At 69.6% G+C, this 21,482-nt stretch carries 22 protein-coding genes; 12 read left to right on the plus strand and 10 right to left on the minus strand.

Translation table 11 applies throughout. The features are described 5' to 3' along the window. Positions 1-2,023: MobF family relaxase (gene mobF / locus FRADC12_RS05860; protein ID WP_045875867.1), on the minus strand; the 2,023-nt coding region annotated here is incomplete at its 3' end. 714 nt (positions 2,024-2,737) lie between these two features. On the opposite strand from mobF, the gene FRADC12_RS05865 reads away from it, so the two are divergent. From FRADC12_RS05865 to FRADC12_RS05875, 3 genes are all read left to right on the plus strand, one after another. Beyond that, on the plus strand, positions 2,738-2,935 hold the full coding sequence (locus FRADC12_RS05865; protein ID WP_045875868.1) for a hypothetical protein: 198 nt from the start codon (positions 2,738-2,740) through the stop codon (positions 2,933-2,935). 9 nt (positions 2,936-2,944) lie between these two features. Continuing rightward, positions 2,945-3,349 (plus strand): type II toxin-antitoxin system VapC family toxin, encoded by a 405-nt coding sequence (locus FRADC12_RS05870; RefSeq protein ID WP_045875869.1) that lies wholly within the window; start codon positions 2,945-2,947, stop codon positions 3,347-3,349. A 327-nt stretch (positions 3,350-3,676) separates the two neighbouring features. Then, the gene (locus tag FRADC12_RS05875; RefSeq protein WP_045875870.1) at positions 3,677-4,873 is read left to right on the plus strand and encodes a hypothetical protein; all 1,197 of its coding nucleotides are present in this window, start codon (positions 3,677-3,679) and stop codon (positions 4,871-4,873) included. Between the two features lie 297 nt (positions 4,874-5,170). On the opposite strand, the gene FRADC12_RS32030 is transcribed toward FRADC12_RS05875, so the two are convergent. The 4 genes from FRADC12_RS32030 to FRADC12_RS30935 all read right to left on the minus strand — a co-directional run bounded on the left by FRADC12_RS32030 (position 5,171) and on the right by FRADC12_RS30935 (position 7,730). Next, positions 5,171-5,566 (minus strand): hypothetical protein, encoded by a 396-nt coding sequence (locus tag FRADC12_RS32030; RefSeq protein WP_052710721.1) that lies wholly within the window; start codon positions 5,564-5,566, stop codon positions 5,171-5,173. Next, the gene (locus tag FRADC12_RS05885) at positions 5,544-6,791 is read right to left on the minus strand and encodes an IS4 family transposase (RefSeq protein ID WP_084010477.1); all 1,248 of its coding nucleotides are present in this window, start codon (positions 6,789-6,791) and stop codon (positions 5,544-5,546) included. Before FRADC12_RS05885 ends, FRADC12_RS32030 begins: the two co-directional genes overlap by 23 nt. Positions 6,792-7,095: 304 nt before the next feature. After that, complete coding sequence (locus tag FRADC12_RS34800; RefSeq protein WP_502685230.1) at positions 7,096-7,482, minus strand: plasmid mobilization protein; 387 nt, start codon at positions 7,480-7,482, stop codon at positions 7,096-7,098. Beyond that, the gene (locus tag FRADC12_RS30935; RefSeq protein ID WP_157488720.1) at positions 7,434-7,730 is read right to left on the minus strand and encodes a hypothetical protein; all 297 of its coding nucleotides are present in this window, start codon (positions 7,728-7,730) and stop codon (positions 7,434-7,436) included. Before FRADC12_RS30935 ends, FRADC12_RS34800 begins: the two co-directional genes overlap by 49 nt. 67 nt (positions 7,731-7,797) lie before the next feature. Here FRADC12_RS30935 and FRADC12_RS30940 point away from each other — a divergent pair, with 67 nt between their 5' ends. Then, positions 7,798-8,271, plus strand: coding sequence for a DUF6941 family protein (locus tag FRADC12_RS30940; RefSeq protein ID WP_157488721.1), 474 nt, complete (start codon positions 7,798-7,800; stop codon positions 8,269-8,271). 410 nt (positions 8,272-8,681) lie between these two features. Here the strand turns inward: FRADC12_RS30940 and FRADC12_RS05890 are convergent, their stop codons facing one another. Genes FRADC12_RS05890 through FRADC12_RS05900 form a run of 3 tightly spaced genes read right to left on the minus strand, consistent with a single transcriptional unit; the run spans position 8,682 to position 11,960 of the window. Next, a complete protein-coding gene (locus tag FRADC12_RS05890) occupies positions 8,682-9,611 on the minus strand; it encodes a glycosyltransferase family 2 protein (protein WP_045875871.1) in 930 nt (309 codons plus the stop codon). After that, positions 9,604-10,170 carry a hypothetical protein gene (locus tag FRADC12_RS05895; RefSeq protein WP_232303632.1) on the minus strand — a complete coding sequence of 189 codons (567 nt, stop codon included), beginning with the start codon at positions 10,168-10,170 and terminating at the stop codon, positions 9,604-9,606. The genes FRADC12_RS05890 and FRADC12_RS05895 overlap by 8 nt, the downstream gene beginning before the upstream one ends. Then, positions 10,167-11,960 (minus strand): hypothetical protein, encoded by a 1,794-nt coding sequence (locus tag FRADC12_RS05900; protein WP_045875873.1) that lies wholly within the window; start codon positions 11,958-11,960, stop codon positions 10,167-10,169. The genes FRADC12_RS05895 and FRADC12_RS05900 overlap by 4 nt, the downstream gene beginning before the upstream one ends. 402 nt (positions 11,961-12,362) lie before the next feature. Between FRADC12_RS05900 and FRADC12_RS05905 the strand changes: the two genes are divergently transcribed. From FRADC12_RS05905 to FRADC12_RS05925, 5 genes are all read left to right on the plus strand, one after another. Then, the gene (locus tag FRADC12_RS05905; protein WP_045875874.1) at positions 12,363-12,887 is read left to right on the plus strand and encodes a helix-turn-helix domain-containing protein; all 525 of its coding nucleotides are present in this window, start codon (positions 12,363-12,365) and stop codon (positions 12,885-12,887) included. A gap of 6 nt (positions 12,888-12,893) precedes the next feature. After that, positions 12,894-13,424, plus strand: a complete 531-nt coding sequence (locus FRADC12_RS05910) for a PIN domain-containing protein (RefSeq protein WP_052710722.1) — start codon at positions 12,894-12,896, stop codon at positions 13,422-13,424. A 307-nt stretch (positions 13,425-13,731) separates the two neighbouring features. Continuing rightward, positions 13,732-14,079 (plus strand): hypothetical protein, encoded by a 348-nt coding sequence (locus FRADC12_RS05915; protein ID WP_045879152.1) that lies wholly within the window; start codon positions 13,732-13,734, stop codon positions 14,077-14,079. 4 nt (positions 14,080-14,083) lie between these two features. Further along, positions 14,084-14,737 carry a nucleotidyl transferase AbiEii/AbiGii toxin family protein gene (locus tag FRADC12_RS05920; protein ID WP_045875875.1) on the plus strand — a complete coding sequence of 218 codons (654 nt, stop codon included), beginning with the start codon at positions 14,084-14,086 and terminating at the stop codon, positions 14,735-14,737. 324 nt (positions 14,738-15,061) lie between these two features. Then, complete coding sequence (locus tag FRADC12_RS05925; protein WP_198152795.1) at positions 15,062-15,445, plus strand: hypothetical protein; 384 nt, start codon at positions 15,062-15,064, stop codon at positions 15,443-15,445. Positions 15,446-15,772: 327 nt separating this feature from the next. Here the strand turns inward: FRADC12_RS05925 and FRADC12_RS05930 are convergent, their stop codons facing one another. Further along, positions 15,773-16,192, minus strand: a complete 420-nt coding sequence (locus FRADC12_RS05930; protein ID WP_045875876.1) for a hypothetical protein — start codon at positions 16,190-16,192, stop codon at positions 15,773-15,775. A gap of 152 nt (positions 16,193-16,344) precedes the next feature. Between FRADC12_RS05930 and FRADC12_RS05935 the strand changes: the two genes are divergently transcribed. Both FRADC12_RS05935 and FRADC12_RS05940 read left to right on the plus strand, forming a co-directional pair. After that, a complete protein-coding gene (locus FRADC12_RS05935) occupies positions 16,345-16,920 on the plus strand; it encodes a type IV toxin-antitoxin system AbiEi family antitoxin domain-containing protein (protein ID WP_045875877.1) in 576 nt (191 codons plus the stop codon). Further along, complete coding sequence (locus FRADC12_RS05940) at positions 16,917-17,813, plus strand: nucleotidyl transferase AbiEii/AbiGii toxin family protein (protein WP_045875878.1); 897 nt, start codon at positions 16,917-16,919, stop codon at positions 17,811-17,813. Before FRADC12_RS05935 ends, FRADC12_RS05940 begins: the two co-directional genes overlap by 4 nt. Before the next feature lie 1,212 nt (positions 17,814-19,025). On the opposite strand, the gene FRADC12_RS30945 is transcribed toward FRADC12_RS05940, so the two are convergent. Next, entirely contained in the window at positions 19,026-19,175 is a 150-nt protein-coding gene (locus tag FRADC12_RS30945) for a hypothetical protein (RefSeq protein ID WP_157488722.1), read from the minus strand. Positions 19,176-19,492: 317 nt separating this feature from the next. Here FRADC12_RS30945 and FRADC12_RS05945 point away from each other — a divergent pair, with 317 nt between their 5' ends. Continuing rightward, positions 19,493-21,340, plus strand: a complete 1,848-nt coding sequence (locus FRADC12_RS05945) for a hypothetical protein (RefSeq protein ID WP_157488647.1) — start codon at positions 19,493-19,495, stop codon at positions 21,338-21,340. Positions 21,341-21,482 lie beyond the last annotated feature (142 nt).

Below are 21,482 nucleotides of genomic sequence, written 5' to 3' on the forward strand. Positions count from 1 at the left end.
CGACCCGGGCCGGGATACCGATCCGGTCGGCGAGCTCCTCGGCTTGGCGGCCGCCGTGCGCGGTCGCGAACACCCGCCGCCCAGCAGCGTGCAGGAGACCGGTCAGGACACGCATCGCCTCGGTCTTGCCCGTGCCCGCCGGCCCGATTGCCGGGCGGACCAGATCGCCCCCGGACAGCAGCCGGCGCACCAGCTCCACCTGCTCCCCGGACAGCACCACCACCCCGCCGCCACGGTCCGCGCCCGCCGCGCCCACGCGGCTCGGCTCGGGTCCACGACCAGCCGGGCGCGACTGGCGAGCCGCGGCGAGACGCGCTTTCAGGTAGGAGGGGTCGACCAGCAGGCGGGGTGGCGCGCCGGCGATGACCTGGCCGTCGCGGATCAGCGCGGCGAGGGAATCCTCGGCGGCCAGCAGATCCTCGGTGGTGAAGACGAGTTCGGGCTGCTGGCGACGCCGCTGCCCGGGTGCTGTCGCCTGCACGAGGACGACCCGAGGGTCCGCGAGGAAACGGTCGGTCAGCGCTTCGATCGTGTCCGCGTCGGCCCGCTCGCCCACCCATTCGGCGACCGCGCGCACCACGTCCCGGCGCAGGAACGTCGAAGTCTTCTCCGTCAGCCCCACCGCGCCGGCCAGCAGATCGAACAGGTCGTCGACCTCCGGCTCGCCAAGCGGCGCCGGCCGGGCAGGCGTGGGTGCCGCGAGCTGACGGACCGCCTCGACGGTGAACCCGGCAGCCCTCAGCGTCTCCAGTTGGGCGGCGTGGACAGCGGCGTCGGCGAGGACCTTCTTGGCCTTACGCGAGCCGCGCTGCGCCGCGGCCTTCGTCGCCCCCGACGGCTCCAGCCCCTGGGCGACCAGCTGCGCGAACTCCGCCTCCACCTCGGAATGCCGCGTCGAGAACGCCGCCAGCAACTCGGCCGGGAACCCGGCCAGCTCCGCCACCCCGTTACGCACCGGCTCCCACCCCAGACCCCGCCGCGCTGACAGCTCACGGCGCAGCACCGCCGCACCGACAAAGCCGGCGGTCCGGATGTGCGCGAGCAGCATCTCCCCGTCGATCGCCCGCCAGTCCCAGCCCGTCGCCCCCACCCCTTCGCCGGCCGGCTCGCCGTCGGCCGGGACAGCGACGGCGTTGATAATGATGTTGTGAACATGCAGGTGCGCCTCGGTGTTGCGGGACACGTCATGCAGATAGGACGCGACCGCCAGACCGAGCGAGTGCCGGTTGCGGCCGGCGACCAGGCCGAACGCCGCGTGCCGTTCCAGATACGCGATCGTCGCCTCCACCGCCGCGTCGAACGCGGCGCCGACGTCCGCGCGCAGCGCCTCGTTGCCGAATGCCCACAGCAGGCTCACCGACTTCGGCGCCGCGCACACCACGTCGTAGCCCAACACCGTCGCCGGGGGCACCCGGCCCGCGTTCCACCGCTCCAGGTCGGCCCGGCGCACCCGCCACCGGCCATCCGATCCCCGCACACCGGCCAACTGCTCGCCCGGCTTCCCGGCCGCCGCCGCGGCCTCGGCGCCAGTCGAGCCGCCCGACACCGCGGCATCGCCGCCGGACTCGTCGAGATCACCAGTCCGGGCGGCTGACACGACGGCGCCTGCCATGGCCGTGCGTTTGACGAGCCGGCGCAGATAGTCCGCGCTCACCTGGGCGATCTGCGCGGCCTCCGCCAACGTCAACCACTCCGCGTCCGCGGCGCCGGCCTGCTGCCTGGTAATGGCGGCCCGGGACATCCGGCTCGCCGGACCCGGCCCACCCAGCAACGGCAGACCGGTCACCGCGTGCCGGCCACGCAGGAGCCGCTCCAACCCGGCACCCGAGACCTCCCCACGCAGCCCGACCAGCCCCGCCAGCCGACCCCGGGCCCGGCCACACGCCTGACCCCGGCCGTAGTAGCCAGCCAGTGCATCCTCCGGCTGGCCACCCTGCACATAGGCCACCACCGCCCCCGCCGCCTGATCGACGTCCTGCGCCCGACGCGCCCGGACCCGCAGCACCTTCACCGTCGCGATCACCGGCGACCACCGAAAGCCACACCGCGCGGACCGCGACGGCGCCGAGCGCCGTCAGGAGGAAAAGACCCAAGGGGACACGGCATCGACTGCTCCAGGCGCCGCAGGACGACGGCCCCGAACCAGCCGGGACACGCCCCAACAGCACCCGAGCCTGACGACGCACGTCACCGCGAAAGCCCTCGCGAACATCACCGCCACCCTCACCGCGACAAACCCAATCCTCGTGGCGGCCCTCGTGAACGCCCTCGTGACGGCCCTCGCCTCCAAGACCCCGGCCCCATGGCACGACAGGCCTCACCGACATCACCACGGAAGTCACCGCCAACATCACCGCCACCGTCACCGGGACAAGGCCAGTCATTGCGGAGGCCCTCGTGAACGACCGGCCCTCGCCACCCAGGTCGCGTGGATCCGACCGGCATTGCCGACGTCACCGCGAAAGCCATCACCGAATGACATCGCCACGAACGCGGTCCCCCCGCGGATGCCCACTGCGTCCGGTCGGGCCCGGTGACATTCACACCCGACATGACACGGTCGCCGCGGATACCCGCTGCGGTGCTCTCGCAGCGGGGTCGCCGACCTCCCGGCGTCCGTCCGTGGACAGGAAGTAGTGGTTCACCGACAACCGACGGTCACGGCGGGGACCAGCGCGCCGCCGTATCATGAGCCAGTCCGTAGCGAGACGGAGACACCAGCCAGGAGGCCATCGTCATGAGCACTCCGGAAGCCGACCGTCCGCTCTACCCGCCGGTGCGCCCCCAGGTCACCGCCGAGGAGCTCTTGGCCGCCAAGGGCACCCAGCCCATCCGGTCCCTCGACGACCTGGCCGCTGACACCTTCGACTCCGACGAGGAGCTTGACGAGTTCCTCGCCTTCACCTACGCCGAGCGCCGACGCGACGTCGCCTAAGCCGCCGTCATGCAGCCCGTCGTCCTTGACACCGACGTCGCCTCCCTGAGCCACAAACGCAGGCTCACTGGGCCCGTCGAGACCCGCCTGATCGGCCGCCGACCACTGATCACCTTCGTCACCTTCGGCGAGCTCACCAAATGGACCGATCTGAGAGCCTGGGGCAACCACCGACGCCAGGAACTCGCCGACTGGCTGTCGGGTATCCCAGTCCTGCCCGGCGACGAGGCCGTCGCCGCCACCTGGGGCCGGCTCTCCGCGGCCGCGACCAGGGCAGGACAACCCCGCCCGGTCAACGACATGTGGATCGCGGCCTGCTGCCTCACCCACAACCTGCCGCTCGCCACCTTGAACCTCAAGGACTACGTCTACTTCAAGGACCACCACGGCCTACGGATCCTCGGCGAGGAATAGCCACCGCTCGCCCGCGGACCGTATGCGAGGCCTTGATGCGCCGCAGCCCGATCAAGACCATGGCTGGCGCGGCGCAACGGCCACTCTGCCACCGCAGCCGCATGCGCGCGGCCAGGCCCACCAGCAGCGCCTCGGCCTGGAGTGTCTGGGACCACGCCATGGTCCTTGGTCGGCCCGGATGGCGCAGTCCCTACGATCAGGCACATGTCGCCGGTGTCGCGTGGGCGTAAGCCGAAGAAGGCCAAGAACAGATCGTCCGCCCGTCCCGATAGTGGTTCGTCGCCAGCGGGCAGGAGGCAGCCGGCCTCAGCGGCGAAGGCGTCGCGGGTGGGCCTGTTCGCGGGTCCTCGGGAGGAGCCGGCCTGGTTCGGCCCGGCGGTCGCGGCGGTCCTCGACGGCACCGAGTCGCTCCTGGCCGCCGACGGACCCCGCGCACTCGACGCGGCCACGGTCGAGCTGGTCGGCCGGCAGATCCGCCACGCCGTGCGCGACATTCGCCGGGGGCTGTGGGTCGAACGCTGGTTCGCCCAGCTCACCGACGCGACCGCCGCCCGGGTCCGTGACGGGCTCGACGGCGCAGGCGCCGGCTGGGTAGGGCCGTGGCGGCTGCTGCACGGCCTGGCCGCGATCGGCGTGGCCCCGCTCGCCGCCGACGCGACCACCGCGGCCCGACGCCTCGCCGCCGAGGTCGCCCGCGCCGACGGGCCGGGCCAGCCCCGCTGGCTGACGGCGATGCGCCGCCAGTCCGCCACCGGCGAGGTCTTCCACCTGCGCGATGCCTACGGCAGCCGGTTCGGCGTGATCGCCGGCTTCACCTACCCGGACGGGATCGACCCGTCGGTGTTCCTGTTCGACGTCGACGCCTGCGATCTGGCCACCGTCGTCAACGCCGGAATCTATGACGACGTCGCCCAGGCCGCCGCCGCGTGGCGGGCCTTCGTCGGCGAATCCGCGAGCAACGCCGAACCCGTCGCGGCGCGCAGCGGCGACGCGCTGGCCTTCCTGGCGTACGCCGACCACGGGGGCGAGGTCTTCCAGGGCAGCGAGTCGGACTCGGCGCTGGACAACTGGTTCCGCGTCAGTCGCCGCCTCGACGACCTCGCCGACTCGCTACGCCGACGCGGCACCCCACTCCCGCGCGAGACCAACCTCTTCCGCGACCTCGACCCAGACCCGCTCGCCAGCGCGTTCACCACCTGGTACACCGACCGCCACGGCAACCAGCCCGATCCGGAGGCTGTCAACGCCCTCACTGACGAGTGGATCGAAGTCCAGCTGCCGGGCACCTTCCACGCGGTCTCACCCCACCGGGTCCGCCATATCCGCGCCCTGATCAGCGACTGGATCGACGACCCCGTCACCAAGGAGACCAGCGCCCTCCTGCCCGACTGGATCCGCTGGCACGCCGAACAGACAGACCTCCCCGAACCCCTCCTCGCAGCGTCCCTCGCCGCCACCGAAGGCAGTTTCGACCGGCCCGACCTCGGCGCCCCCTGCCTGCCCTCACCCTCTCAGCCAGCCTGACGCAGCACCTACGCCGTCGCGACCACCGACGACTGCGAAAGGTCGCCTCACGCGGACCTTGGAGCGGCACGATGGGCCCGCCGATGAGGAGAAGCCGGCCGACGGTCAGACTGGTCAGCACACACGGGTGGCACTAACTGTCCATAGCTACGGTGGTGCTGGCAACAGTGAGGAACAGGCTGCGAGCCTGGACGCCTTGCTCGCCGTCTTCCGCCTCGATCAGGCCCGGCGACGGCGACGGGACCTGTAAGGAGGGCTACGGTCGGTAGCCATGCAATGCCACTTCCGCTAGTTCGATCATGATTTGTGGCGCTGCCGAGCACGGCGGTTGAAGATCCGGCCAGTGGGCGGCTGGGAGGCCCCCGTGCGGCGGCGGGGCCCGCGGAGCGCGGCGCCACGCGGGTCGGCGCGCACCCGCCGCACGGCGGTGGCGGGTCGGCGGCGTGTCCGGGTCCGTTCCCGCTGCTGCGGCGCGGGTCCGCTCGTTCTGGCGAGCCTGATCGTGGCCGGCGCGTCGTAGCGGATCCCGTGCTGCCCAGGGCTTTTGACCTTGTAGTGGTTGTGGCGGGCGCGGCGCACGACCCGGGGGTAGCCGCGCTCGCGGCGCTCGTTGAGCTTCTCGGGCCGGGTGATGTCCGCGTGGACGCGGGCGAGGGCCCGCGCCTCGTGGTCAGGGGGAAGAAGACGGGTCACCGGCCCGTCGACGAACGAGGCGCATGGTGCGCGTGTAGCGGACTCTGTCCGGGTCGATCCCGGCCGCGGTGGCCCCCTGGCAGATCAGCGCCGCGATCGTGAAGTGGGTCAGCAGGTAGCCCCAGATCTCCTGGTAGACGAGGTCTGGGGACCGCGAGCGCAAGATCTTCCCCGGCCCGCGCAGGTAGGTCTTGATCTGCTTGTTGCCGATCTCGTGTTCCCAGCGCCACACGTACAGGCCGGCGAGCGCGCGGGCGTCGGCGTCCGCGGGGTCGAGGATGTTGGTGATCAGGGCGAACAGCTCGTGCGAGCCGGAGCCCTCCCGGTCGGGGACGTCGTACTCGACGACCCGCACGTAGCGGGCCCTTGCCCGGTCCAGCGGCTCGCCCGCCCGCGCCGCGGCCAGCAGCGCCTCGCGGGCCTTACCGCGGGCCTTCGGGTCGATCACGACGGACTCGTAGGAGCCGTCGGTGAACTCGCGCAGCACGGGAAGGCGCAGGTCCGCGCCGACCCGCCACAGCAGCGCCGCCCCGGTGTCGTCGGCCGTGCACCAGTCGGCGAAGCTGTAGAACCCCCGGTCCGCGAGCAGGATCCAGTCGGGGTCGAGCTGGGAGAGCAGCGGCCGGGCCAGGGTGCGCTCGCCGGTGCCCTTGCCGGAGCCGGCCGGGCCGAGCGCGGCCCGCAGCGGCGCGTGCGACGCGCACTCACAGATCGTGACGGCCCGGACCTGGGTCACCCCCGCCCGGCCCTCGGCACTGCCCGGCAGGCCGAACTCCTCGACGTTCGCCTTCGACACCTCCGCGTCGAAGATCAACCCGTCGATGCTCACCGCCCGCCACTGGCCGAAGAACGCCCCGGCGGTCTCCTCCTCGGCGACCGGCCGCGCGACCTTCGAGAACAGCAGTTGCAGCGGGCGGGCGCCGAGTCGCTGGCGGGCTTTGGTCAGCCCGCCCGAGGTCGGGTCGAAGCCCGCGCCCCAGTCGGCGAGGCATCCCGCCATCTGCTGCGTGACCTCCTCGTAGTCGTCGTGCGCGAACAGCGCGAGCGCCATCACGAAGTAGACGACGAACGACGGGGTGAGCTTCACGTCCGAGCGCTGCGCGGCCTTGCCGGCCTCCTCGACGGCCTCGTCGACCACGTCACGCGAGACGTAGTTCGCGAGAACTCCCAGTGAGATCAGGTTGGCGATGGGGCCCGGCGGTGGGGCGGGGACATACGACTCCACAGGCCCCGATCATGGCCATAGGCGGGCCGAACACCCCGAACCGACACACCGAGACATCAAGATCTGCGCCCTGCGATCCAAGATCGAACTAGCGTCAGTGGCATTGGGCGCTAGCGTGCCTGCGGTACGGGTCGGCTTGCCAACGAAAATCTGTGTGGTGATCGTGCACTGTCGGTCGCGACGACGGGTTGAGCGTATACCGGCGGTCTAATAAGCGGCGGGCAGTGTGCCGTGCGGCCTGTGTAGGTAGTGGCCAAACTAGCGGACATGATCGAACTAGCCTGGAGACCCTGCGGCACACCTCTCATGCCAGCGGCAGTAGCTCTGGAACGACGAGACCGGACAAAACTCTGCTGTTTGTAGTAAGCCCGGATGACAGGCCGTAGGTCACCCGATTATAGGTTTGGACCGGAGCGACGCTTTCGCTCGCCGCTGCGAGAGATGCGCGACGTATGAACTCGGATACGGTCAGGCCGTGCCTTGCCGCCGCGGCGCGGACCTCGGCAACTTCTGAGGGTGCCAAGCGGACCGAGATCATAGAGTCCAAGCGGCGGCGGCGGCCCCCGGCCGGACGCTTCGCCTGCTCCCATTCTCCCATTTCGTCGATGTCAGGCTGGTTGGGGTCGGCGTCATCACTAATCTTCATTTTTCCCCCAGATACCTTGACCGATCTCCAGCAGGAGAGTCCCATCCGGTCACTGTGCGTATAGACAACCTGGTCGGATCGTAGTTGAAGTAGATCGACAGGGTCCGTCCACCCTGGGTACGTCCGACCATCTTCCAGGCAGCCGAACGGCTCTTCTTGTTCTTCATGATCGGACTCCCGTCCTCCCAGACCTCCTCCACCTCTGTCGGTGTCACACCATGGCCGGCTAGCTCGCGCTCGTTGGCCTCGTCCCACTCCCAGTGCTCAGCATCATCGGGGTTGCCTTCACGCATGACAATCCTTGGCCTCGGGAGTAGGGTGTATGACATGGTACCAGGTCTGTCATACGAAGGGAGTCCGATGACTGACGGCATGATCCGCGTGGACGCCGTGATCGCCGAGCACGCGGTGGTGGCCGAGAACCGGCTCTTCGTCAATGGGGGCGGCATCTGGTCGATCGGGAACCAGGCGGGAACCTGGCCCGCTGCCGTAGTGCTCGCCGTCGCCGGCACATTCCGCGTTCCCTACACGGCGACCAATCAAAGTCACCCATTCTCGCTGGAACTGGTGCACGAAGACGGCGAGCCACTCGAACTACCACTTGGTAACGCTGAACGGCCGGACGAAGCGGTCAGGAAGATCGAAGGAACATTCGCCGTCGGTCGCCCGGTTGAATTGCGGCCAGGGGATGAGCAACTTGTACCTTTCGCTTTCAATCTCCCCGGAATTAAGCTTCCACGGCCTGGAAAATACGCCTTCGTTATTAAAGTGGTCGATGACGAACTGAATCGTCTAACATTTCGCTTGCAGGACGCGCCCGCTTTTCGTCACTAAGAACTCGGATCTGGGTCCGGCAGATGCAGGCGAGGTCGAGGTACGGCGAATAGCTTTCACCGGGGCCAAGCTGGCGGCTTATGTGGACCGCATATACTGTGGCTGCCGGCGGGCGCGGTTGACTTCTGCCTCAAAGTCGGCCGCGCCCGTCCACCGACGTCCGCGTCGATCCCTGGTCTCGGTATGGGGCGGACAGTCGTTCCGCCGCGTTCCGAGACCGCGCTCCCGTCCACTCGTCTGGTTACAAGGTTGGCTCCGGGCGGACGTCTCACTGAGTGAGGATGCAGGCAGGTGGGATCCGCTCAAGGCAACGTTGAGTAACCGCGACGGCTGATGCCTTGGGCACCGGCCGCATCGACGGCCGCCTGGGAGCACACGACTGATCGCCACGTGGGCCGCAGCTGGCGCCTTCAGCCCTGAAGCAGGGAATTCAGCGTTTGGATGCTGAACCGCAAGAGCGTGGTCTCGAACTGCGTCGGGTCGTCGTCGCCTGGATGGTAGGCAGCCATACGGTCGTGAACCTGTCCGAACCAGCTATGCACTGAGTCTTCCTGCTCGGCGCGGAGGCGGCCCGTGCCCACGGCGTGGGTAAGCAGGAACTCCAGCTCAGCACCAAGCAGGTCGGGTTTTGGCCGCTGTGGGTTGGTCCAGTCGTCGGCGAGGACGGGGCGGACTCGGGCGGAGGCGTCGTTCCAGGCCAGGTTGATCACCGTCTCGACGGTGAAGTCGTCGGGCAGGTCGATCCGCCAGAGCTCGCTGCTCGCGGCTCGTTGACCAGACCAGGGGGTGGTTCCGACCTTGGCGAGCATCTCAGGGTAGAGCCGGCCTGCAAGCGGGGCGAAGAAGCCGTAGTAATTGAGCTGCGGGTAGAGGGGTCGCCAGTAGAGGTCGGCGATGGTGGCGTCGGCGGTGCCGGCGAGGATGGGTCGTAGCAGGGTGGCGGCGATGGGTTCGGGGCCGTGGTAGCGGAAGTCCCCGTCGACCATGGCGATGATGCCGTCCTTCGCCGCAGCCAGGCCGGCTTTGAGCGCGACGCCCTTCCCGATGCCGCACTCGACGACGCGCGCGCCGGCCTGACCGGCGAGGGCGGCGGTGTCGTCAGCGCAGGCGCTGGCCACGACGATGACCTCGCCCTCAGCGCTGAGCAGGTCGAGAGCGCGTCGGCTCTCGGTGACGACCTCGGTGATGGTCTCGGCTTCGTTATGTGCCGGGATGCAGATGGTGACGGGCTGGCGGCGTGCCTGTAGTTCGCGGGTGGGCACAAGATTGAGCCCCAAGGCCGGGTCGATCTTGGGTGTCGGCGCTTGGGTGGCGGTGTTGTCAGGGAGGGTGTCAGTCAAGGAAGGCTCCCTGCCAGAGCGGGTTGCGGTCGCGGTGCGGGCCGATGATCTGGTCCTCGTGGGGGTCGAGCGGGATCAGCCCAGGTGTTGCCCAGGCCGCCGTGGCTGGGGCGGGGGCGTCGCCGAACCAGATGCCGTCGGGGATCGGTGGGGGTGGCGCGGCGCCGACGCGGTCGAGGATGAGCTGGCGGACCTCGTAGTCCTGGCCGGCGGGCATGGCCTTGCCGGCGCTCCCGGCCGCGCCGCAGGCCGCGAGCTGGCGGCGGACGCGACCAATCCACTCACCATGCTCGGCGGCAGCGTGCTGGTATCGGATGGCGTCGCCGCCGGTGTCGCTCGGCGGGTCATAGAGCATCATCCGGCGCAGGGCAAACGGGCCGGCGGCGCCGAGCGTGCGGCGGAACAGCAGCAGGTCGAGCCGGTCGCGCACGCCGGCCCAGGCTGGGTCGATGAACCAGACCGGGTCGACCTGGATGACAAGGACGTTCGGCGCGGAGGTCACGCGGGCCAGTGCCTCCTCCCAGCGCGCGAGGGTCATGGACCCCGGCGCGGTTGTCACTGCATCACCGCTTCCAGGATGCCCAGGAGTTCGCCGACCTGGGCCTCTCGCGAACCGAGCCGCGCGTGTCCAGCCTGCGACCAGGTCAGCATCACCGGTTCGGCGGCCGGCTCGCTCGTCAGGCTGAACCGGGCGAGTTGCAGAGCGCCGCTGAGCATCGGCAGCGGCAACAGGTCAGCGAGCCGGCGGGCCTCGGCCGGCCGGTGGGTGAGCAGCCGTACGAGCGCCGTCAGAACGGCCGCGGCCGGCCGATCGGCCGGGCTGTACATTTCGAGGCTCTCGGTCAGACCCCAGCGAGCAGAGTCCGCGTGCACCAGCCGCCACAGCGACGGCTCGGAAGGCAGGTCGGACAGCGTGCGCGCGAGCCAGTCGAACGCGGCCTCGGCGTCGGGCAGGCAGTCGTGGGTGGAGAACATCGACAGCTGGGAGTTCAGGTAGCGGCGGTCGGTGGAGAACGCCGGGTCCTGTTCGTAGCCGGGCGGCGGGGTGAACCGCCAGTTCCGCAGCCCGGCGATCACCGTCGCCGCGAGTTCGAGCGACACCGCATTCAGCCCGCCGCAGGCCCGCAGCGTCTCCTCGGCCATCGGACCGGGGCGGCGGTGCGGGCGTTCGCCGAACTGGCCGATGCGCCGCTCGATCTCGCTCAGCACACAGTCACCGTGCCAGTAGTTGCCGTAGAACTTCTCCCCGGTCAGCACCTCGGCGAGGATGTACAGCCCACTGCCGACCCAGGAGCCGCCGAACTCGCACAGCGCCGACAGCCACACCAGCAACGCCCGGGGGTCGCTGAGCCCCGCCGGCCACGGATCGCCATGGTCCCGGAAGAACCCGGGCGGGTCCGGGTCGACGAACTGCACGATCCGCTTACGGCCGGACTGGACCGATGCGACGATCTGCCGAGCACCGACGTTGTGTGCATCCTGCTGGAGAAGCTCATGCGCTGCCTGCTGCAGCCAGCCGATCACCCGACACACCTGGCCAAGACTGACCGCGGCCTCCAACTCGGTGACCCGAACTTCAGGGTCGGCCGCAGCGGCCGGCAGGGTGAGCTCGGCGAGCCGGTAGCTCGACTGCAACGTCCCATCGATCAACTGCGGCAACGCGACCCGCGCCGCGTCGCCGGTCAGGTTGTCATACAGCACCGCCCGGCCGATCCGCTCGACCAGGTACGTCAGCAGCACCAGCCGCCAGCGCACCACCCGCGGGTCCTTGTCCGCACGGCAGTACATGCCGATCTCAGTAGCCCGCTGCGAAAGGCTCGCGACGTCACCCCGGTCGATCGCCGTCTCGACCCCGGACAGGAAATCCTGAATCAGGTGCCGGTTCTTCAGCCGGACCGGACTGCCACGCCGGGCCGCGCGCCGCAGGTCCCTGGTCGCCAACGTCGCGAGGAAACGCCGCCGCCCCTCACCGCCGAGCGCCTGTAACGACTTGAGCAACGTGTAGATCCCGAGCACCGACTGGATCACGACCAGCGCCAGCCCAGCGTTGATGACCCCGGGATTCCCCCCGATGTCACCCGCCGAGGAAACCAGGATCGACGCGAACCCGACGACCAGCCATTCCGGCAACGCGATCGCGACGACGACATCGAGGAACGACGGCCACACCGACTCCGCGTCGGCACTCACCGCGAACACGATCGTGTGCGCCGTCAGCACCGTCGAGAAGATGCCGAAACCCAGCTGCCACAGGACGGCGGCCTTGTCCTTCGGAACGTCCGTCCCGCGCTCCGCGAGGATGATCGCGGTAGCGGTGAGAAGCGTGACCAGCGCGGCCTGCACAGCCACCCGACGTCCAGCGCGCAGCCCGCGCACGGGCCTCCCGGGTCCAGGGGACACGAGCAGCCATCTTGACACGCTCCGACACAGACCGCTCGCCGTTCGCACCTATGCGACGGCAACAGCCGACCGAATCAACAACCCCGCGCCCGGGCATCGCCACTCCAGACTTGCTGCCGGGCTCAGGACCTTCAGACCGTCGCGGCTGCGGTCAGGAGGGGGCCTGACCGGCATCGCCGACGTCACCGCGAAGGTCACCGCCGAGGACATCGCCGCAGGTCGGTCCGAGCTTCCCCCGCACCCCTGCCAGCGCGGCGACGCCCACCCATGGGCACTGAGTCCACGAATCAGCGAGGTAGAATCGATCGAAACGAGCATGTCGATCGCTTCGATCGTCTTTGGAGGTAGCTGATGACCTCACCAGCCAGAAGCGAACCGCTCCATGACGAGACCTACCTGCCGGACGAGGACCCCGGCGAGATCATCGACTTTCTCGCCGCCCTGCGGGACCGCGGCCGGCAGTCAGCCGAGCCACGTCCCCGGCTGACCAGCCCAGATGGGCTCAGCGTCGAGCTTCCCGAGCCGATGTTCGACGTGCTCGTGCAGGTCGCCGCGGCGATGCAGGCCGGCCTCGCCGTCACGGTGGCGCCACACCATCTGCTGCTGTCCACCCAGGAAGCCGCCGACCTGCTGCGCATTTCGCGCACCACCCTGGTCCGGCTGCTGGAGAACGGTGTCATCCCGTTCGAGAAGCCCAGCCGCCACCGCAGGGTCCGCCTCGATGACCTCCTCGAGTACCGCCGCCGCCAACGCAACGCCGCGGAGCTCGCCTTCGCGGACCTGGTTACCGACACCGAACGTCTCGGCCTCTATGACGTCGACCCGGACGAGGCACGCACGGCTCTCAGGGCCGCCCGCAAGAAGACCGAAGGCTGACCTCAGGTGTTCAGCGCGCTACTCGACACCTGCGTCCTCGTGCCCAGCAGGACACGTGACGTACTGCTCGAGATCGCGAGCACCGGCGCCTACCGGCCGCTGTGGTCCACGGAGATCCTCACCGAACTCGATCGGACACTGCGCACACTGCTGGGCAAGCGTGGAACCTCGCCGGAAGAAATCGGCGCCTACCTCACCCGCCTCTTCCGGCAGATGACGACCACCTTCCCGGACGCGCTTGTCACGGATTGGGAGCCGCTCGTACCCACCGTCGACCTGCCCGACCCCGACGACCGGCATGTGGTCGCCGCAGCCTGGGCAGGCCGCGCCGACGTGATCGTCACCAACAACCTCGCCGACTTCCCGGCCAGCGGGCTAGGACGTCGCCGACGTGACGGCCGTCCTGCGGCAGTTGCCGACCGCGACCCGGTTCCTGGAGTCATACGGGGACATGGACACCAAGCTGGCGTTCCGCCCCGCCCCGCCGACCGCTGGTTCCGGGCCCGTGGGCGACCGGGTCAGGTCCCGCGCCGGTGAGCGCGCCGAATATGTCATCGCCTCCGGCCATGACACGCGATCTCGATCTTGAACAACGGCTGATTCTCGTAGGAATGCGACCCTCGCTTGGCACAGCTCCAGGATCACCGTCGGCGCTGGTGAAGCCCGTCCCGCCATCCCGCCCTTGGTATCCCAGCGTGGGATGGGCCGTCGTCGGGCCGCTGACAGGACACAGACTGCCCTGGGCGTTGGTGGCCGCTGCGGCGAGAACCGCCCTGGCAGGCGCTCAGCGGTACCCGTACGACACGTCCGATGCTTCGCCCCTGGTGGCTATAGGCTTGTGACCATGGCTGACTCCGGTGACGTCTCGTCGCCCCGCTACCGGCGTCCCTACGCCGTCGCGGGCAGCCTCGAGTTGCTCCGTGGCCCGGTGTCCGGCGTTGTCCGGTTGCCCGCGCACCTGGACTGGTCAGGCCATGCGGAATACGACCTGGACGCACCCGGGCGGATTGTCGATCTCTACCGCGCGGTGCTCGTCGAAGCAGCCAGCCCCCAGGACCTTTACGCCTTCCTGAACGCCGCTGTCCTGCGTCGCCTGTGGGCAGTCCTGTGGCTACCGGCTCAGCTCCGCCGGGCCTGGGAGCTGAAGTTCCCCGTCCTCGCCGAGATCACCCGGATCACCGCGACCGCGTAGCCACATGGACGAAGGCCACGAGCGCATAACCCGGGTCGCCCTCGCCGCCGGCGGCCCGTTCGGGCTCGCTCTCGCGGGTGGCTATGCCGTCGCGGCACACGGCATCGGCAGCCGCCCGAGCGGTGACGTCGACCTGTTCACCAGCTGGCGGCAGCGTGACAGGTTCCCCGACCTGGTCACGGCCGTCATCACCGCGTTGGAAGAAGCCGGGTACGGGACGTCGGTTGCCATGCGTGGCGAGACATTCGTCCGTTTGATGGTGACCGACCCGGTCGACGACCGGGCGGAGAAGGTCGAGATCTCCGCGGACTGGCGCGCGCACGACCCGATCCAGCTCGACATCGGCCCGGTTCTACACGCCGACGACGCCGTCGCGAACAAGATGTGCGCCCTGTTCGGCCGGGCAATGCCACGTGACTTCCTCGACGTCGACGCCGCGATCACGAGCGGCCGGTACACCCGCGAGCACCTGCTCCACCTCGCCGCGCAGACCGACCCAGGGTTCGACCGCCAGCTGTTCGCCGACGCGCTCGGCGCGCTCACACAGATCACCGACACCGCCTTCGCCGAGTACGACTTCAAGCCAGACGCCGTCGCCGAACTGCGCCGACGTTTCGCCGAATGGCGCCAGCTTCTCCTGGCCGACCGGCCCCAGTGATAGCCGGGGGCACCGCAGGGCCTCGCGAAGATCGCACTGCGTGTTGATCGGCTACGCTAGGTAGCGAGGTACTGGACGGCTCTATTACGGTCGCGGCCAATCTGCCAGGCCCGAATTCCACGCGACCGCCGCGACGGTTCCGGGCGAGCAACGGGGGCGCCGACGGCCACGGCTGACCGATAGTTGGCGGTGGGGGGCATTCTCGGCTGCGCGCTCGCAGCTGACCGAGCTTGCTGTCGCCTATGACGACCTGGTCCTAGACGTCGCGACCGGCCGGCGCCGGCTACCGCGGTGGCGGTCGCTGAAGACCTACCGGAGTTCGCGGTGACCGGGCCGGCCGGCGGAGAGCTGTCTGTCTCGCTCAATGGCGTCGACAACGTCGGGAAGACGACGCAGCTAGCTTGGCTGTCCCGCGCGATGCCAGGCGCCGCTCTGGTGGGCACGATTGACGCCTGGGATGTCCGGTGGCGGCAGCTGGCGGCAGGCGATTTTGCCCACTGGTGGTTTGTCGCCTCGAGTACGGCGGAGCATGTCGGGCTCCTGCTCGGCAGCCACGTGGCCCGCCGCGCCGCGAGCGGGCCGTTCGCGCTTGAGGACCGGGGCCTGCCGATGCTGCGCGCGACCTGCGCCGCCACCGCGGCGATCAAGGAGGGCCTGTCGGTCAACGCGGTCGGCTTCAGGTCAATCAGCGCCAACGCATCGCCGTGAAGATCAATCCGGTCCAGCTCTTACCCACCCCGAGTGGGGTCGCTGAACTCCTCACCGCAGCGGGCCGCCTCGTCGAGCCGTCTCGCGGCTGATCCCCGCACGCTGAGAGATCTCACGACGGGTAACCAGTGGGTCGGTGGCGGCGCTCCCCTCACTCCCACGATCCGAGGGCGCTGTGCTGTCTGAACACATGTGTGCATCCGACCCTTCGCCGGCAGGGTGCGGCCCAGGAGGCATTCCGCAGCCGAGCGAGCGCGGGAACGCCGGACGGGATCCGTCACCATCAGGTGCCCGTCGCACGCACCGGACCGGCATCGCGGCCGGGCGTCATGAGGTTCCTCGGATGCTCTGCAGGAACCTTCCTGACCCATCGTCGAGAACCCAAAATGACCAGCCGTTGCGGTGCGGGCTGACGCTCGGCTTGTAGTGGGCCACCACGGCACGAGCCGCGCCGGTAGGCGACTTGAAGCTCTGTCCCCTCATCGGCCCAGACGTGATGTCGATCCGAGAGGTCTTCAGATCGTACCTACCCTGGGTGCGGTGCCCCTCGTAGTCGGCGTAGACCGCCACCACGTCCGCCGTCTTTGAATGCTGCTTTCCCTCCGCTTCCGTCGACGCAGGCAAGGTCGGCATGCTCGTCTCAGCTACCAGGCGAGCCACCACCTCGCCTGTCGTACAGCCACCTATGCGCGCCGCCAGGGCAAGCGAGCGGTAGGTTTGATCATCCACCTCGACCGAATACGACACGAAGACCTCCCTCCCTAGAGAGAGAGATTAGAGCAATCAGAGGAGTCTAAGCAAGATGCTTAAGGGACGCTCCAGGGTCAGCTCCGGCGGCGAGCCGATCGGGCACTAACTGTTCATAGCTATGATGGTGCTGGCAACAGTTAGGAGCAGCGGTGAGCCTCGACGCCCTGCCAGCCGTGTTCCGCCTCGACCAGGCCCTCGCGGCGGGCGTCTCCACGAGGACGCTCGGTCGCCTGCGTGCGACGGGTGAGGTCGACCAGCTCGGCCGAGGTATCTACGTCAAACTCGGAGCCGTCGACCCAGCACTGGCCCCGCTCGCGGGTGCGGCGGCCCGCCAACCGCGCGCCACGCTCTGCCTGGCCAGCGCGCTCGCGCGCCACGGGCTCAGCGACGACATACCCGCCTCCCATGACATCGCACTGCCCCGCAACGTGCGGCCACCCGCAGGCTTCGCGCACGTGACCTGGCACCGCTTCACCCCGGAGACCTTCGACATCGGCCGGGTAGCGCTTGCGGTTGGCGGGGTCGACGCGGCGGTCTACTCGCCCGAGCGGACGATCGTGGATGTCTTCCGCCTGAGCCATCTCGAAGGCGAGGACGTCGCGATCGAGGCACTCAAACGCTGGCTGCGTCAGCCCGGCAACCACCCGTCAGCCCTGCTGACTGTCGCCGCGCACTTCCCCGCCACCATCCACCGGCTGCGCCGGACCCTGGAGATCCTCGTATGACCCCGACCCGCCCCACCCGGGCCACCGCCGACGGCCGCGCCTACCTGGACCTGCAGAACGCCGCCCGCCGCGGCGGCCGCGACACCGCCGAGTACCTCGCCCTCTACGCACTCGAAGGCTTCCTCGCCCGGCTCGCCGCGTCCCGCTACGCCCAGGACCTCGTCCTCAAAGGCGGAGTCCTGCTCGCCGCCTACGCCGCCCGCCGACCGACCCGCGACATCGACCTACAAGCCAACCGGCTGTCCAACGAGGTCGATGAGATCGTGACAGTCGCCCGCGAAATCGCCGCGCAGCCCCGCGACGACGGCCTCGCATACGACCTCGCCACGATCACCGGACGCGACATCCGCGACGAGGACCAGTACGCCGGCGTCCGCGTCTCGATCACCGCCCACCTCGCGTCCGCGGACATCCCGTTCCACCTGGACGTCAACTTCGGCGACCCGATCTGGCCCAACCCGGTCACCATCGCCTTACCACTCCTGCTCGGCGGCCACATGACCGTCCTCGGCTACCCGGCACACATGATCCTCGCCGAGAAGATCGCCACCGCCCTCGAACGCGGCACCGTCAACACCCGCTGGCGCGACTTCGTCGACATCGCCACCATCACCACCCACACCACGATCATCGGGACCGACCTCGCCCAGGCCCTCCAGATCGTCGCCGACCACCGCCGCCTCACCCTCACCCCGCTGGCCCCGCTGCTCGCTGGCTTCGGCGCCTACGCCCAGCCGAAATGGCGAGCCTGGCGACGCCGCCAGCGACTCGAAGCCACCACCCCAGAACTCTTCGACGACCTTGTCACCACCTGCTGCGCACTCGCCGACCCCATCATCCGCGGCGAAGCCACCCACCACCTCTGGCGCGACGGCGCCTGGCAACCAGCCTGATGTGAGGCTCGTCGGCCGTTCGCCGGCCTCCGCCGGGTCGGACTGCGCGACGGCGGCCTTGCGCGGTGTGGTCCGGTCGGACGCAGTACCGCGGCGCAGGCCCGCCAGTCGCCGGCGCGGCCGGTTCATCACAGCCGGGTCGGCACAGACGGTCCGCCGATCCACCGCATTCGTTCGTTCATAGCATCGCGATATGTACGAATGGCTGGGATCGCGTTCGGTTGTCCACAGACTCCCCTCGCCGACGTCCCGTTGCTCGACCGAAACTGTCGAGGCGGCCGTGCGGGACCATCGCTCAGCAACGCCGCCCACCCAGCGAGCTCTCTCGCGCCTAAAGATCATGAATGCGCCACGATTTTGATCTTTATAGTCGAAGTCGAGACGAGTAACAGCGGGCACCCGCCGACCCGATTTGCGGCATCGCACCGCCGGAACGTGGCGGCAGAAAGCGTTTGCCGGGCATGGTGCGTTCCGGGAAGGTGAACGTATGACGCTCTGACCGACGGCAACAGGTCCTTTCCAGTCTTCACGGGGCTGATCCCGCGCCGTGACGCTGTCGGTCACCCTCCGCCCCAGAGGAAGTAGAGCGTTCTTCGTGTCTCAGCTACCCGCAGGCCAGGAAGCTGGTCAGGATTCCGCCAAGGCCAAGGCCACGACGGCGTTGGCGTCGGTTGCCGTGTTCGCGTCTGACGCGAGTTGGATGGAGCCCGAGGCCCTGGTGCAGTGTCGCCAGGTCGCCGTCCTCGACGGCATGGTCCACGTCGCCGCGATGCCGGACCCACATCCTGGCAAGGGGCGCCCCTATCGGCGCGGACCGGCGCGGGCCGTCCCCGCTGTTCTGGTCCCACGTCGGCCCGTACGGGAGATTTCACCTCGATATGGACAGCAGGCTCGACATCACCAGGAGGTAGGCCTACCTCGCATGGCCTCGGTGCCGCATACTGCCGGTCGCCGTGATGCGGCGACGGGCCCTTCCACAGCTGGTGCTCTCCTGGTCTGCGTTCAGCGTGAAGTGCGGTGAGTAGTGCCGCCGGCCTTGTCCTCGTCCGGCCAGAAGAGAAGTCGTATTGCTCACCCGTCCCCTCTAGCCATGGAACTCCGATCCCCAGCAAGGAAGACCCGCACCGCGCTAGAGCAGCACAGTGTCTACACGCAGGAAATCACTGGCAGGGATGCCGAACGACTGAGCGGCCAGGATCCAGCGAATCGTCCTCACTCCCCGCTCGTGCGCAGTTCCCAGGGCCGATCGCCGACCCGCAGCGTGTCGTAGCCAAGGTCGTAGATACCGCGGCAGAACGCGCTCAGGCCAGCGGCGCTGCTGACGGCGGGCCCGACTATGGGAAGTGTGAAACCAAGCTTCATTGGCGCGTCTTTCGGTGATCCGTCAACCGTTTGCTCAGACGGGAAGTTCGGTGATGCTGAGGGCGAAGTCCAAGTTCCCCACCCCGTGGTTGGCGAGGCAATGCCAGTGAGCGGAGCTTGATCGCGTTTGCGGAGTGGTCTGGCTGGGTCTTGACCGGCGGTCACGGTGGGTGACGGTCGAGGGGTGGGGTGGCCGCGGGTGGCCGGGTGGTGTGACACGCCCGGCTGAACGGGGAACGTCCGGGTTGCGGCGATGTGGGTGGATCTCCGGGTAGAGATCGGGTGTCGAATCCATTTTCCCTGGCCCGGAGTCCGCTGTGTCTTTCTACTCTGTCGTGGCGTCGGTCGTGCTGCCTGGGGTGGCTGGCGGGCTTGCCGGTGCGGGGCTGGTCGCGTTGCGTGCCGGGGACGTGGCGGTGGGGCGGGCGCGGACGGCGGGGCGGCGCGGGGGTGGGCAGGCGCCGGTGGCGGAGCGGCGGTCGTTGCTGACGCTGGCGGACGGGGCGCGGCCGGTCGGGCAGGGCGATGACATCGTCATCTACCGGCCTGTGCTGCGCGGTGTCGCGAGGACGTATGACGACGGCCAGATCCGGGTGGTCGGCCGGGCGGCGGACTTCGTGCGTCTCGGGCTGCTGGAGGCCGAGATCGACCGGCTGCTCGGTCCTGACGCGATCAACAGGCTGGTCGGTGAGCTCGCCGCGGGGAACGACGCCCCGGCGGCCGGCCCGGCCCTGGCCGCCGACGAGGTGGCCGGTGGGCAGGAGGGGGATACGGCGCGGGTGTTGACCCGGCCGGTGCTCGCGCGGGCGCTGATTCTGGGGATGGTCATGGCGGACACGTCGTGGGATGACGTGCTGGCGGCCCTGTTCGGTGAGCTGGCGGAGGTGCCGTTCACCGCGTGTGGTGCGGTCCCGGCGGGGTCGGGGTTCTCGAGGGCGCGGCGCGCCCTGCCCGGCGCGGTGCTCGACGAGCTGTGTGCCCGGCTGCTCGCCGCGGTGCGTGGCGAGTTGTCCGGCACCGACGGCGCGCAGGCGCTGACGGCGGGGAGCTTCCGCCTCGCCGGGTTCGACGGGACACTGGTCCGGCTGCCCGACACCGCGGACAACCGGGCGTTGTTCGGGGCGGGCACCGACCCGGCGCCGTACCCGCATGTGCGGCTCCTGCTCGACAACGATGCCGGGACGAAGGCGCCGCTCGCCTACGCCTACGGCCCGTCGAGCGGGGCGAAGGACGTCGGCGAGCAGGCCCTGCTCGAGCAGGTCGCCGAGGCGCCCGGGCTGCGCCGGCCTGACCTGCTGCATATCGGTGATCGCAACTTTCCCGGCGCCGACCGGCTGGAGCGCCTCGCCGCGGACGGGATGAAGCTGCTCGTGCGGCTGCCCGGCGGGATCACCGTGCGCCGGGTCGGGGACTGGCTGCCCGACGGGTCGTTCCTCGCTGACCTCGGTGCCGAGAAGGTCCTGGCCGGCTGGCGGGTCGTGGAGTACGACGTGTTCGCGGGCGGGGTCCACACCGGTGAGACGTTCGCGGTGGCCACCAACGTCACCGACCCCGCCGCGCTGTCCGCCGCGCAGGCCGCCGACGCCTACCACGCCCGCTGGGGCGCCACGGAGACCCCGCTGCGCGAGCAGAAAGCGGCCCTCCACCGCTCCGGGCCGGGCAGCGGCCCGATGCTGCGCGCGACCGACCCGTTCGAGGCCGCCCAGGAGATCCCCGCCTGGATCCTCGCCACCAGCCTCATCCGGGCCCTACAGCGCACCGTCGCCGCCCAGGCCACCCCCGCGGCCCGTGGCGCCCACGCCGGCCAGCCCGTCCTCGTGCGCGCGCTGTCCTACAAGGCGGCCCGGCACGCGGCCCTCCGCCACCTCGGCTGCGCGACCGCGGGCCTCCCCGACGAGATCATCCAGACCCGGCAGCGGCAGGCCCTCCACACCCTCGGTCGCCGCCGCCACACCCTCGGCCGCGGCCGCACCCGCGACCGCGCCGCCAAGAGCGCCTCCGACTTCCCGACCGCCCGCCCCGGCATCACCACCCGCAAGGTCACCTACACGGTCCGGATCTGCGGGCCGATCCGCAACCAGACGCCCGCCACGCTCTCACTGATCACCAACGGTGATCACATCACCGACAGCGACCACATGCCGGAACAAGCCAAGGCCGCCTGACAGACGCGATCAAGCACCAGTCACTGGCATTGCCGCGACGGCCCGGACGGCGGCTGATTCGGAGGTATGACTGGCGCGTATACGGAGGACGCGCGCGACGGCAGCGGCCCGAAATGACGGCGGGTGGCGGATCGAGGGACTC

The organism is Pseudofrankia sp. DC12, assembly GCF_000966285.1.
Taxonomy (GTDB): domain Bacteria; phylum Actinomycetota; class Actinomycetes; order Frankiales; family Frankiaceae; genus Pseudofrankia.